Source organism: Nostoc sp. (assembly GCF_036919575.1).
Taxonomy (GTDB): Bacteria; Cyanobacteriota; Cyanobacteriia; order Cyanobacteriales; family Nostocaceae; genus Nostoc.
The window spans coordinates 1-13,507 of sequence record NZ_JBALBY010000119.1; the positions used below are offsets into that span (position 1 = coordinate 1).

At 41.5% G+C, this 13,507-nt stretch carries 14 protein-coding genes; 4 read left to right on the top strand and 10 right to left on the bottom strand.

Going from position 1 to position 13,507, the window contains the following annotated elements; translation table 11 throughout:
- The first annotated feature begins 1,219 nt into the window (after positions 1-1,219).
- Both V7K27_RS32030 and V7K27_RS32035 read left to right on the top strand, forming a co-directional pair.
- Positions 1,220-1,813 carry a TetR/AcrR family transcriptional regulator gene (locus V7K27_RS32030; RefSeq protein WP_334952672.1) on the top strand — a complete coding sequence of 198 codons (594 nt, stop codon included), beginning with the start codon at positions 1,220-1,222 and terminating at the stop codon, positions 1,811-1,813.
- A gap of 225 nt (positions 1,814-2,038) precedes the next feature.
- A complete protein-coding gene (locus tag V7K27_RS32035; protein ID WP_334952673.1) occupies positions 2,039-2,743 on the top strand; it encodes a hypothetical protein in 705 nt (234 codons plus the stop codon).
- Positions 2,744-2,972: 229 nt separating this feature from the next.
- Here the strand turns inward: V7K27_RS32035 and V7K27_RS32040 are convergent, their stop codons facing one another.
- The gene (locus V7K27_RS32040) at positions 2,973-3,191 is read right to left on the bottom strand and encodes a hypothetical protein (RefSeq protein ID WP_334952674.1); all 219 of its coding nucleotides are present in this window, start codon (positions 3,189-3,191) and stop codon (positions 2,973-2,975) included.
- 87 nt (positions 3,192-3,278) lie between these two features.
- Positions 3,279-4,157: a substrate-binding domain-containing protein gene (locus V7K27_RS32045; protein ID WP_334952676.1), complete on the bottom strand. Its 879-nt coding sequence runs from the start codon at positions 4,155-4,157 to the stop codon at positions 3,279-3,281.
- Positions 4,158-4,834: 677 nt separating this feature from the next.
- Between V7K27_RS32045 and V7K27_RS32050 the strand changes: the two genes are divergently transcribed.
- Together V7K27_RS32050 and V7K27_RS32055 are read left to right on the top strand one after the other, a co-directional pair.
- Positions 4,835-5,050: a transferase hexapeptide repeat containing protein gene (locus V7K27_RS32050; protein WP_334952678.1), complete on the top strand. Its 216-nt coding sequence runs from the start codon at positions 4,835-4,837 to the stop codon at positions 5,048-5,050.
- Positions 5,047-5,346: a hypothetical protein gene (locus V7K27_RS32055; RefSeq protein WP_334952680.1), complete on the top strand. Its 300-nt coding sequence runs from the start codon at positions 5,047-5,049 to the stop codon at positions 5,344-5,346. Before V7K27_RS32050 ends, V7K27_RS32055 begins: the two co-directional genes overlap by 4 nt.
- A 176-nt stretch (positions 5,347-5,522) precedes the next feature.
- Here V7K27_RS32055 and V7K27_RS32060 read toward each other — a convergent pair whose 3' ends face one another.
- The 8 genes from V7K27_RS32060 to nifH form a co-directional block, all read right to left on the bottom strand.
- Positions 5,523-5,756: a hypothetical protein gene (locus tag V7K27_RS32060; RefSeq protein ID WP_334952681.1), complete on the bottom strand. Its 234-nt coding sequence runs from the start codon at positions 5,754-5,756 to the stop codon at positions 5,523-5,525.
- Between the two features lie 535 nt (positions 5,757-6,291).
- Complete coding sequence (locus V7K27_RS32065) at positions 6,292-7,113, bottom strand: NADPH-dependent oxidoreductase (protein ID WP_334952682.1); 822 nt, start codon at positions 7,111-7,113, stop codon at positions 6,292-6,294.
- Positions 7,114-7,221: 108 nt separating this feature from the next.
- On the bottom strand, positions 7,222-7,932 hold the full coding sequence (locus V7K27_RS32070) for a 2OG-Fe(II) oxygenase (protein WP_334952683.1): 711 nt from the start codon (positions 7,930-7,932) through the stop codon (positions 7,222-7,224).
- A gap of 100 nt (positions 7,933-8,032) precedes the next feature.
- Positions 8,033-8,179: a hypothetical protein gene (locus V7K27_RS32075; RefSeq protein WP_334952685.1), complete on the bottom strand. Its 147-nt coding sequence runs from the start codon at positions 8,177-8,179 to the stop codon at positions 8,033-8,035.
- 45 nt (positions 8,180-8,224) lie between these two features.
- The gene (gene nifV, locus V7K27_RS32080; RefSeq protein WP_334952686.1) at positions 8,225-9,343 is read right to left on the bottom strand and encodes a homocitrate synthase; all 1,119 of its coding nucleotides are present in this window, start codon (positions 9,341-9,343) and stop codon (positions 8,225-8,227) included.
- Positions 9,344-9,493: 150 nt separating this feature from the next.
- Complete coding sequence (locus tag V7K27_RS32085) at positions 9,494-10,747, bottom strand: substrate-binding domain-containing protein (RefSeq protein WP_334952687.1); 1,254 nt, start codon at positions 10,745-10,747, stop codon at positions 9,494-9,496.
- A gap of 206 nt (positions 10,748-10,953) precedes the next feature.
- Positions 10,954-11,340, bottom strand: coding sequence for a hypothetical protein (locus V7K27_RS32090; RefSeq protein ID WP_334952688.1), 387 nt, complete (start codon positions 11,338-11,340; stop codon positions 10,954-10,956).
- Between the two features lie 166 nt (positions 11,341-11,506).
- The gene (gene nifH / locus V7K27_RS32095; protein ID WP_334952689.1) at positions 11,507-12,406 is read right to left on the bottom strand and encodes a nitrogenase iron protein; all 900 of its coding nucleotides are present in this window, start codon (positions 12,404-12,406) and stop codon (positions 11,507-11,509) included.
- Positions 12,407-13,507: the final 1,101 nt, after the last annotated feature.

A 13,507-nucleotide genomic window follows, 5' to 3' on the forward strand; every position in this document is an offset into this window, starting at 1 on the left:
AATATATATGTGCTTCTCCCGTTCGGGGATAGTTTCGTCGCACTTAAACAACTTCATTGGCATGGCTGATTGCTCCTTGTATTACTGATAAGAAGAAGGATTCTTCTATCTCTTTATTTTTGTCAGAAACTTCTTGGAGTTCCTTGATTTCAAAATCCTATCAACCTTTTTAATTAATAATAGTAAATCTGATAACAATCGCATAAAAAATATTGTGGGCATCCGATAAAATCAGTTTATAATAGACAGTTCTGTATAGATGATAAGCAACCGCAATCCTTCTATATATAAGACTTTTAATCAATGAAATAGACAGACTATTCTAACTGTATTTCCGGAGATAAATGATTTAATTTCTGTCTTGATTATAGATATCTCACCAAGGAGAAATCGGCGATATTTTTTCAACTCCAAACAACAGAATAACGTAATTATCGGCTTTTAGGCTCTTTAGCTGATGACTAATTGTAACCACGAATACTGTTTGTAAATTAATTCATCAGCGCAAGTAAATTGGCCAGATGTATGATATTCTTTATTTATAGGGAATCTAAATCGCTAAAGCACAAAGGATCTCCAAGCACTTGCGCTCTAGTGAAGAAGCCAAATCCCATAAGTTAACCAATGGTTTGATGAACTGATGGTCTTGCTCCACAAGTCTCTGGAGGATTGTGGAAGTACTTGATCGGTAGTAGTTCCAGAGTTCGGGGGGAACTTTGGTCTACTTGCAGTTCATCAATCACTTTTGGGATAAACCCTTTATTCTTTACACATAGTTTTTTCTTAAGTCCTTAGAAAGAATCGAAGTTTTGGCGAATGAAAGAATAGAACAATTTAAGCAACTGGATAAAACAAACTTAATTCAATATCGATATCGATGAAACACCCTGGTATTTCAAAGGAATCAAAGAATGGTTAAGGGTGTTTTCAAGTTTTCAAGTTTTGTTAATTTATCATGCTCATACACGTTATTACATAAAGTTAAAATCTCCGTTCAAAATTAAGTTATAACGATGTATTTATTTCTGATAATTACAGTGTATACAATTGCTATCACGTAAAATACTAACAGAAAGAGGAAATGTTTGACACATTTACAGCCTAACTTCAAAAAGCTAGTAAAGTATCAGGTTTAAATAATCATGAAGTTGGGAAAATCTTTGTCAGTATTATTGACGAAGTATTTAAGATTTACACATTATTCAAGGATGTGATCTAAATGACTAAACCAAAAACAACCCGTAAATCTGTTCACGATCGCATCCTAAGTACAGCATCAGGCTTATTTTACCGAGAGGGAATTCGCAACGTCGGTATTGACAGAATCGTTGCGGAATCTGGCGTTGCTAAAATGTCGCTCTACAATCATTTCAAATCAAAAGATGCATTGATTGAAGCGTGGTTGCGACAACAGGATGAACAATGGTGCGAATGGCTCAAAAGCGCGATTGAGCAACGAGCTTCTAACCCATCCCAACAACTACTGGCAATATTTGATGCATTACGAGAATGGTTTGAAGGCCCAGATTTCCGAGGTTGTGCATTCATTAATGCTTCAGTGGAACTAGCCAATGCTGACCATCCTGGACATCGAGTAGCATTAGAGCATCAACAATCGATCTACCATTACATCAAGAGCCTAGCTCAAGCCGCAGAAGTTTCATCACCAGAACAGTTAGCCAGGCAACTGCTTCTTTTAGTGCAAGGTGCGATCGTGGTTGCAATGATGGAAGGAAGTTGGTCAACTGCTTCACAGGCGAAAAAAGTGGCGGCAACGCTAATCCAGACTGCATCAAAATCCGGCGTTACATGAAGTCTATTATATGATTTAATGTAAAAAATCACACTGCAACTAAGTTCGGAGCAGTCAGGGATGAGAATCTACGCCAAATCAGATACTTGTACGCAAAAATTCTGTATAATACACAGATATAGACATTATATATATAGAAAAATTTTGCATAACATGAAAATAAATACCTGTAAGTGTTACATATGGTTATCCACGTTTCCTTAAATTCGTTAAATTCACTGGCAAATGGAGTTCTTGCTTACTTCTTTCATATATCCTCTTCAGAAGCCGCTCACCTTATCTAAGCAGTTAGGCTTCAACTTAGATAATCCTCAAACGAGTGAGGAAATAGAGGCCGTAAAAGACTATCTTTTACGTGCTTATGAGTCAGGGTATGATTATAGATTTCCAATTCATTCCGAAGAAGATATTGTTACTTTAGAAAGCATTCTAATTACTTTTAGAAATTCACTTTCAGAAGAGGACTCCTATCTAGCAAACAAATTCACTCAGTACGAACGGAACAATATTTTTGACTTTCTTGCAAGCATTTGGATTATTGCTCGTTTTGAAGATGAAGGTATAGGCAATGCACTTCGAGAAGAACATAAAAAAATGCTCGAAGAGGGGGTTGCTGGCTTTTTTCTTTTAGACGATGATCACCCACTCTTAAAAAATGAAGAAAATTTAGCTAATTATTGCTCCTTATTGTCACTACTGATCCACACTGAAAAAGATTCCTATTTTGGACGTAATTTTTTACTTGAATCAGAAAGAATTGTTTTTGACCGACCAGCAAAAAGAATTTGGCAAGAATACTTTATGTTTGGCGTGGCAAGTCACAGCTACCCTGAAAGTCAGGATGAGTTAAAGTGGATCTTTTTTCCATATGTCAAAGAAAAAATATTTTCTGTTTCTGAATTATTGGAGAGAGCTTTTGAATCTGTCTAAATGTACACATCTGCTGCGAGATGCGATGTAGAAGGGAAAGCAGACAGATCCGCGTTTGTGGTTAGAATTACAATGGCTTGCACACAAGAACACTTGCTATGAAAACCCGACTTTGGGTGTAAATACGAAAATCATTACCAAAACCCCCCTTGCGCCATCTTTGAGTAGATGGCGTTTGGTAAAAAAGATTTGGGTTTACCTCAGTTGCTTAAGGATTCGCTATGGTAATTTATTTCCAGGCTTCCTCTGAGTGTTTCTCGTAATCATTGTAAGCATTCACCAGACCCTTGAGAACTTCGGCTGTAGTCTCAAAAAGAGCCTGAGCCTTTGGGTCTTCGATTTTGGTAATATCTTCACGCAAGTGTGTAATGAGATCGTTCAACTTACCTTTGATTTTCGCTGTATGGTGGTGTGGGCTGGTTTCGGGCGAGTTTTGTTCGGTTGTCATGAGCTTACTCCTGGTATAAAAAAGAATAACTTCTACTGTGTTCAATTCTAAGAATACTTTGGCTTATTGTCTGATACTCAAGTTTCTTTAAAAGCCATAATCTTTCTCCGTTTTACCGGCATCAACATAAAATAGCGGTTGTTTGAACTCTTTTTTCCCGTGGGCTGCAATTATTGTCTGTCCTTCAGGAGATAAGACAAAATTAATAAACGCTTTAGCTCCTGCACTATTCACCTTGGGGAATTTCTGAGAATTTACTTCCATGACATGGTAGAGATTTAACAATTTCTTATCTCCTTGCACCAGTATTGGCAAAGACAGGTTTTTCTGCTGAAATATATACGTTGCCCGATCCGCTAAGGTATATCCCAGTTTTTGATTAGCAATTTGCAAAGTTTGCCCCATCCCTGAACCTGTTTGCTGATACCAAGCACCAGTCGGTGTGATATTTGCCTGTTTCCATAAATCTTTTTCTAGTTTGTTAGTACCTGAGTCATCACCCCGCGATATAAACAATGCTTGATTTTTGGCAATCAGGGAGAATGCTTCCACAGCATTCTTTTTCCCTCGGATCTTTGCCTTGTCCGCATCTGGGCCGACAATCACAAAGTCATTGTGCATTACCAAGTGGCGATTAATCACCGCACCACCTGCCAAAACTTTGCGTTCGGCTTTAGGTGAATTGACGAATAGCGCGTCAACCTCACCTTTTTCAGCCAGAGCCAAAGCTTGTCCGGTACCGACTGCAACCTTTTTCAGCTTATATCCTGTTTTCTTTTCAATCGCCGGAACTAAATCATCTAGTAATCCACTGTCCTCAATGCTGGTTGTCATCGCCACGATTACACTTTTATTCACTGGGGACTGTCCAAGAGTTGGCTCTTGCTTGACTAGGTTACTACCAAAGCCGATGCAAACAACCATTAAGAAACTTACTAAAAATCCACCGATCATCCTCTGAAACATAAAATCTCTCAGTATGTAATGCAACCTTGGAATGTTGTACGTATAGTGGGTTCAACTTTGAGGAACTAAACTCAGGAGTTCCTCAACAAATATTTGCTACGACTTCCCCAATCTTGTTGATGTCATAAGCGTCGATAATTTCTGATTGCGATGCCTGCGGCAGGCGGAGCCATCGCCCTTGGTGGCTCCCTTCGGAGCATCACATCCTAATTAACTTTACAGCAAGCATAACATACACATCGCCAAAATAATTGCTAAAGGATAAAAAGTTTTTCCTTGTATTCTCTTACCAAGAGTGTATTTATAGCTACAGAAAATTTTCTAATTTTGTCAGATGAGTGAGCAACTTTAAGCCTAAATATTTTCGTGCAACGTACCCACGCCTATGATGTTAATCATCAGATTTTTATTAGCGATCGAAATTGAAAGTTTTGAAATAAGTTATCTTTGTAGCGACGTATTAGGGCTTAGATATGCCAACCCTAGCTTCATCAAACCCTCCAGAAATTCAGCAATATGTAGCTGCTTTTCAGGCAGTAAAAAATTACCTAACGATCAAAATTAGCGTTAGTTTTTAGCAGCAAATTCTATAATGTCTCTAACAAGTCTCTCAAGAAGTCTTAGGATTCAGTCAAGCTTGGTGACAACATAACAGTGAACGCTTAAAGGAAAGAACCATGTTAGATGAAACAGTTCTAGAACATCGCTTGTTAACCCTTGAGCAAGCAGTCTGTGATCTCCAACGCCAGGTTGAAGGCAAACCCTCCGAAAACTGGTTGGAAAAACTCGTCGGCTCAATTTCTGATGAGTCAGCTTTTCTGGAAGCTCTGGAATATGGACGTGCCTTTCGTCAGGCTGACAAGCCCACTGATGAGGATGACGAGCGATTGTGAAATATTTGCTTGATACCGATCACATCAGTTTTCTACAGAGGCAATCAGGTTTAGAGTTTACTCGTTTGACGGCTCGGATGGGGCAGCACTCATCTGCCGATTTTGCATTATCGATTGTTAGTTTTCATGAGCAGGTGCTTGGCGCTCATAACTTCATTAATCGTGGGCGGACGAATGCTGATATGATTCGTGGATATGCTCTGCTATTGGAGATCATTCATGGTTTTGCAACGGCTCCTATTTTACTATTTGATGCTGGAGCGATCGCAGTTGATCAAAGAGTGCTTGAAGTTTAAAGTTAGCCCTTTGAGCATCGTATTTCCTAACAGTCTAGATTCATTTATTTCCATAACTGAAATAGTGCTGAGTATCTAGCATCGATTACTCAGCACGGGCTAAACTTTAGCTATCCGCTAACGGACTGCATTCAACCCCCATTATTTAGCTATGGGTTCAACTCAGCCCTATTAAACTATTTTGAACCGTTGACGTTGAGTTTATGTACGGTTTCGGCAGTTTTCATCTTGGATGCTGCGGTTGTTAAGCTATTCGCAGCCTTGATGATCTCTTCTAAGGTTTCGTTAACCAGATTCTCATCAAGGGAGGTTTCTGATAAGTAAGTTTCGATGAAAATCTCCACTCGACTAACAATTATTTTGCCTTGAGAACGTAGTCTGTTGAGGTCTTTGGTAGATAGATTATTCATTGTTTGAAGTTCCTTTGGTTTCGCGGGTTAATTCTACATTTTTGGTCAGCAATTCTCAGTCAAAGAGCGATTCTTACAGGTCAGCCCTTTTTTGAAAGATAAAGCTTGCTGGAATACCCATTAAATTGTTCGCCTGTTGACTGCTTAAATGCCTTCAGATTCCCCAAATTCGTACAAAGGTTTCAAGCAGGAGAATTGCTATATCTGACAAGTTAGCGGGTCTATTTTAGGACTTACGCACTGGAAACATCTTTTGAGACTCAGTGTAGGGTTTTGAGTCTTTAAGTGTCAGAAGCTTTGGTGCAGACATCAGAAGTTCTCCTCTAGTGGCCGTTGCGCGTAGGTTACTTAAGACTAGAGGTAGGGTAGATGCTTACCCTGTCTCTGTGTCTTCTGGCTGTTGACTCCTTTTAGGGACTGAGAAATAAAAAAATACTCAACTACTGATTGTGGGGTGGGCATCTTGCCCGCCTTTGGCTAGGGCGGGCGAGACGCCCACCCCACAAGATTGGATAATTTATTTGTTGTCAGTCCCTTATAACAACTTGAAGCCGAAGTTATTCAGAGTCTCACGCAAATCCTTACACCCTTTTAAATAGTCTAAAGTGGCTATTCGCTCGGCTGAATGTTGCGACCAATCACCAGCGACATTCATCTTTTGTTCAGTGTAGAATTCTTTCATGATATCGTTATAGTGAGCGATCGCCTCATCTTGCTCTGCCAATTTATAGGTTTCCCGGTGGAATACAGCTGGCTGGGGTAGACGCGGCTTAACAACAGGTTGTGCTTCAGGATTGGGATAACCCACACACAACCCAAACACAGGAAACACAAAAGGTGGCAATTTCAATAACGTGGCTACCTCTTGAGTACTTTTGCGGATTGCGCCGATATATACCGTTCCTAAACCAACAGATTCAGCAGCGACAATCGCATTTTGCGCTGCGACTGAAGCATCGACTATTGCTTTAACCAACAGTTCTACGTAATCCAGAGCTACGGGAGTTAGTCCGCAACTGTCAGCAACATGAGCCAGACGACCTAAATCTGCTAACCAAACAAAGAATACGGGAGCCTGGTTAATCCATACTTGGTTATTAGCCAGCCTGCATAATTCTGCTTTGCGTTCTTGATCTTCAACTGCTACTACACTCCAGGTTTGCATATTAGCTGAACTAGGAGCAGATTGAGCAGCAGCAACTAGCCATTCCAGGGTTCCTGGTGGTAAAGGCTTAGATAGATAAGACCGAACTGAACGGTGGGCTATTAGCGTTTCTAGAGATTCGTTCCAGTCAATTTCGTGATTGAAGGGAACTTCACCGTAGCGCGATCGCAGTAGTTCTGTAGGATTAGTCATAGTCAGCTTTTGAACCTGAAGACTTTTTTACGATTAAGGAAAACAAGGAAGAACCAGAAAATCAGGAGGCTGATTTTCTGACAAAAGTAGAGAGAAAATACTTGATTACTACGCAGCTAGCTGGGTTTCTCCAAAATCTGAAAGGCGATCTTTCCGAAAAAAAGCCACTCGTAAGGCTAGCCGAGACTCAGATGCAGGACAAGTAAGCGGAGTAACCGTATGCCAAGAATTGTCAGAACGCGCGATCGCAACTGAGGAATCACTAAGGGGTAGAATATCTTGAAAGACAGATTCCGGCTGGGAGTCTTTGAGAATTCGCAAACAGCCTCCCCAGTCTACAGACCATTGTTGATTGAAAAATAGCAGATGAGTTAAAACTTTGTTCGGCTCGTCTGTATGAGGGTGATGCAACTGTCCTGAGCCATACCGACGAAATCCAATATCCATTACACAGTCTTTTAGTTCCAACCCAGACATTTCGGCTATTGCTGCGCGGTAAGAGTCTGTCCACAATCCTTCTATCAACTGTCGCCAGACTTTACTGAGATGTCTCAAGTCATAAGTAAGTCTGCCTTGTGCCATCCGCTCTCGCCAGCGATTATCGCTAGATTTGAGCATCAAGGAAATATCCTCACTAGTTGCAAGCATCTTCCCCCAGGAGTATCCGTATCCCTCTCCCTCCGACAGGCGAAACTCTTCGTGGGGAAAACTCGCAGTTAGTTCTAAGCTTGCTTCTGGTGAAAGCAGGTTTTTGATCAAAGCCCAATTGTATGGGACTTTTTGCATTGCTGTGGTACGAATAGATTCAAAATTAAGCATGGTAGAAAAAACGCTTTAGTAAAATTAACCAATCCTGACTGACTACCCTGGATATCAAGTAGTATTGGAGCATCAACAATCTCTGCATCAAGAAGCTTTGCTAAAGCCGCAGAAGTTTCAACACCGGAACACTTAGAAAGTCATTCCAATCAATTTCGTAATTGAAAGGAATTTCACGCGATCGCAATAATTTTGTAGGATTTGTCATAGTCAACTTTTGAGCTTGAACGCCTTTCAAGTAGTTCATCTACACCACTCCCCACTCCCTACTCCCCATTCCCCTGTTGTGCATTCACCCTTGGGGAACCAAACTCAGAAGTTCTTCAACCGTCAGACTGCGCTTAACTTTTACTGACTGATGCTTTACAGCATCCAGCACTGATTGAATTTCTGGCTGACTGAGGGTGATTCCATGTTCTTGCAGCACACTAAATATCAGATGCCGACCGGAATGTTTACCTACGACAAGGCGACGTTCCCAACCAACATCTTCCGGCGCGAACGGTTCGTAAGTACCGGGATTTTGCAACACACCGTGAGCATGAATACCCGACTCGTGTGCAAAAGTATTTTCACCCACGATCGCTTTCCAGGGAGGAATCGGCCAATTGGCAGCTTTAGCAACTAACCGTGACAGTTCCAACAACCGTTTTGTATTAATACCCGTTGGAATGCCGTAGAGGTGTTTCAGTGCCATCACCATTTCTTCCAGCGCCGCATTACCTGCGCGTTCGCCAATCCCATTTACCGTAGTGTTGACCGATCGCGCCCCTGCTTCAATACCAGCTAGCGAGTTCGCCATTGCCAATCCAAAATCATTATGCGTGTGCATTTCTATGGGAATGAATAGATGATGCACAAGGGAGCGAACTTTGCTGTAAGTGTTCAGAGGGTCGAGAATTCCTACAGTGTCACAGAAGCGAAACCGGAAAGCTCCCAACTCTTGAGCATAATACGCCACATCCAATAGAAAAGATGGATCGGCTCTGGAAGAATCTTCTCCGCCAACAGATACAGATAAACCGCGATCGCAGGCAAAATTAATTGCATCCCGCAGCAGATCCAGCATTATCTGCTGCTTACCTCCAAACTTTGCGGCAATCTGAATTTCTGAGACAGGAACGGAAATATGCACCCGTTCCAAACCACAATCTATAGATGCCTGGATATCGGATAATTTAGCACGGTTCCAGCCAAGTAATTGGGCGTTTAACCCTAGATTAGCGATCGCTCGGATCGATTCTGCTTCTTCTTGTCCCATTGCCGGAACGCCAATTTCCAATTCTGGAACACCAATGGCATCAAGAAAAGTGGCGATCGCAATTTTTTCTTCAACGTTAAAGGCTACACCCGCCGCTTGTTCACCATCTCGCAAGGTTGTATCGTTAATCTGAACGGGATGTTTGTTCATAGTGAAGTGATGATTCATTTTGCAGCTAACTTGTTGGGTGATTTTGATTTACTTGAGGAATTCGTAATTGAAAGACAGAGCTGCTAACTTGAGTTGTGGAAACTAAAAGACATATTTCTTAGTCGTGCGGTAATAATTACGAATTACGAATTATGAAATATTTGCTACAACTTCCCCAATCTTGCTGATGTCATAGCCGCCGAGAATCTCTAATTGCGATCGCACTAGCTGATGTCCCAAGATGCTGAGGAACTGCTTTACCGGTTCTTCTTCCAAGTATTCTTTAATAATCACCAAGTCATATCGCGCCCGATGAAGGGGGATAAATCCCAACCCAAAGGCAGCAGCTATAGATGCCGTACTGATACCTGCATCAGCCATTCCTGAGACTACAGACAAGGCAACATCTTGATGGTTGTGAACGATATGGTCAAATCCTTTCACAGTCTGGAATGGCACTCCTTCTTCTTGGAGTTTCCGTTCTAAAAGCATCCGACCGCCAGAACCCACTTCATGGGTGACAATAGTTGCTCCAAATTCTACTAAGTCGGAAACTGTTTTAACTCCCATTGGGTTTCCTGGTGGGACTAACAATCCTTCTTCCCAAACTCCAAGCGTAATCAAAACGGCACTCTTACCTGTTAAGGCTTCCCGTACAAAGGGAATGTTATGTTCCCCAGTTTTGGGATCGTATAAGTGCATCCCTGCAATGTGAACTTCACCTCGGCACAGACTACTCAATGCAGCCTTGCTGTGGGCGAAACGATAATGAATTCGCAGTTGCGGATGCCAGCGTTCAGTTGCTCTTGCCAAGAGGGAAAGCACAGGTGTACAACCAGCAATCACAACTGTATTGTGCAGTTTATCTATATCATCCAGAAGCCGAACCAGGACTTTATTTGTACCGATCTGGCTTAGTGCTTCACCCTCCGAGCGAGGCTCATTACTAGCTACTTCTAACGCTAACGGCAATTTGCTGATGCTGGGTAACTCTTTCACCCTTACGGATTCCCCAGCATCAGGGTAGATCACCGCAACTGTCTCACCATCAGCCGGAATCATTTCGATCCGAAAAGCATCATTCCCAACGAGGGGATAAGCTATCCATTGATTCCCAACTCGCGCTAGACTAACTCGTGATTGCTGTTGCTTAGGGACTGATCCCGCAAGAATTGCCTCAACTTCTGGTAAATCTTCCTCAAACCAGAATAAGTCCTCGACTTGGCAACCAAGTGCCTTAGCTAAACGTAGTGACATAGCAACAGAAGGAGCATATTGCCCTAATTCCACACCACCAATACTCTGACGAGTTACGCCAGCTATATTCGCTAATTCTTGCTGACTCATGCCCAAGCGAGTTCTAATTGACTTCAGGTTATTGCAAAGATTCACATCCAGTTTCATGAGGCTGTATCTCTCCGTTAGAAAAAGCCGCAGCAGACAAATTTAAATTTGTTGGGTCAATCGCAAGGTTTTCTAGTGTTTGCCGTTTTTGTTGTCAGACATGTTGATGTTTTGACAATTTCGCTTATTTGCTGCAAGCATAACATACATCTTGCTAAAATACTTGCATATTTGGATACTATTTAGCTACGTCACCAAAAGAAAACTTAGTCCGAGTACGGTAAATCCTGATCTAAATGCCAATCGCCTTTTTTAGTTGGTACTGCCACCCACTGGAGTTCCAACCATAAGATCGGGTTCTTTTCCTTCAACCTTGAGGAGCGATCGCGGATAATCCTTGTAGCGTTTATGCAAACAGCATCCAATATCCCCAAATCTTGGGCAACGCCTCGGAAAATGTCTTGGTAGGCATTGACTGAGGCAAACAGCATATTAGGATAATATACGACAAAATGTTGTATAAGTTTCGGGGGGCAGCCCCAGTAAGAGTTTACGAGTTCGACGTGGCAGTACTGGAGCAACTCACCGACTTTGGGACACCGCCCCTGAGCTATGGTGATAAATTTTTGGACTAAAACCTCTTCGGTCAACATAATGAGTTCTCCTCCTTCAATGAGGTAGACGAATTTTGGCGTGGTTCAGAACGCCGATTTCTCAAATGGTGTTAAGAAGTTTACGCAGTTTTTTCTGCTTTTTCGAGTCAGAGATTGCCAATTGCTCCAGACACTTTGTATGAGGGATAACCCCTACTGCATCGTCCTATTCAAGAGGCATCTCCGAAAATGAATCTGCAACCCTTGTGGAGCTTGGGCTGATACCTAATGTTTGGAGATGTCTAAACAACCCAAACTGTACCAGCAGTTCCTCTAGGCGATCGTTAGATATAGATTTCGGAGTCACAAAATCTGTGTTCTGGTCAATTGCCGTTGCTAGGTTGCGATAGTGCTGCGCCTGTTCAGACTCAGGAGCATACTCAATCACCGTCTTGCGGTGGAACTCTGCTTGCTGCACCATATTGTCTCTGGGTATGGAGTAGATCATTTGAGTCCCCAGTTTATCTGCCAGAGCTTTGATCAAATCATCTTCCTCATCGATTTTGCGAGAGTTGCAAATCAATCCTCCCAGACGTATACCGCTTATCGAAGCATACTTTTGAATACTTCGGCAGATGTTGTTGACGGTATACATTGCCATAATTTCCCCAGAAGTAATGATGTAAACTTCTTGAGCTTTGCGTTCACGAATGGGCATGACAAATCCACCGCATACCACGTCACCTAGACCATCATAAAATGTATAATCAAGTCTAACTGCATCATCATAAGCACCAAGTTGTTCCAGCAACCCAATTGATGTCAGAATGCCTCGACCTGTACATCCCACACCAGGTTCCGGCCCACCCGATTCCACACACAGCGTCTTCCCCCATCCCACCTGGCGGAAGTCTTCTAGATTAAAATCATCATCTTCTTCTTTACGCAACGTATCAAGTACAATCTTCTGGTGGAATCCCCCCAAAAGGAGCCGGGTGGAGTCTGCTTTCGAGTCACACCCTACAACCATCACCTTACGACCTATATCGGTCAGTCCAGCCACTACGTTTTGAGTCGTTGTGGACTTGCCAACTCCCCCTCTTCCATAAATAGCGATTTTCCGCATAAAAACCTCAGTAATGGCGTAGACTTATTGATTCGGCTCCAAGATTATGGTGTAATCAAGTAGAGTGTTGAATTAAATTGAAGTTGTAGTTTTTGAAAAAGTTCACTGCCCAGGTTGTGACAGCATCAACGTAGTTAGACAGTGGATATCAGCCGTCTATCCAGCACTATAAATATTGCATTTATCTGCTAGAAATTAAACAGCTTCTTACAGATATGGCAGAGAATTAGTGGGATGCTAGATACAACAAGGGTGCTAAAAATTAGTTGCAATCCTGTCACTAAGAATTGAAAAAACTTCTACAGATACGGCAGGTGAATCATAAATTTCTGCTTCATCACAGCAAGACAAGCATTATTTTCGCTGCAAAGAAGATACATAAAAAAATCAGTCCAGCCTATGCTATGGCAACGGCTTCGCCAAACGAAAAACCGATTTTTGGGCGGTTTTGCTCCACTTCGATTAACGTTATGCCGTCACCAATAACTGATGAGGCTGGACTGATACTCACTTCAAAGGAATCTAAGGAGTTTTTATTCTGGTATTAGATTCCCTATAAATAAAGAATATCATACATCTGGCCAATTTACTTGCGCTGATCAATTAATTTACAAACAGTATTCGTGGTTACAATTACTCATCAGCTAGAAAGCTTAAAAGCAAACAATTGCGTTTTTCCTATTGTTTTGATTTGAGCAACTATCGCCGATTTATCCAACTGAAGTATCTAGAATCAGGATAGCAATTAAATCATTAATACTCTTATATATAGTTAGAATAGTCTGTCTATTCTCATTACCAAAAGTCTTATATATAAAAGGATTGCAGTTGCTTAAAATATAGACAGAACTGTATATTATAAACTGGTTTTATTTCTATTTTGCAATATTAATTCGCGTTATTGTTACTAGATTTACTATTATTAATTAAAAAGGTTGATAGGATTTTGAAATCAAGGAACTCCAAGAAGTTTCTGACAAAAATAAAGATTAGAAGAATCTGTCTTCTTCTTAGCAATTGCACAAGGAGCAATCAGCCATGCCAATGAAGTTGTTTAAGTGCGACGAAACTATCCCCGAACGGGAGAAGCACATATATATA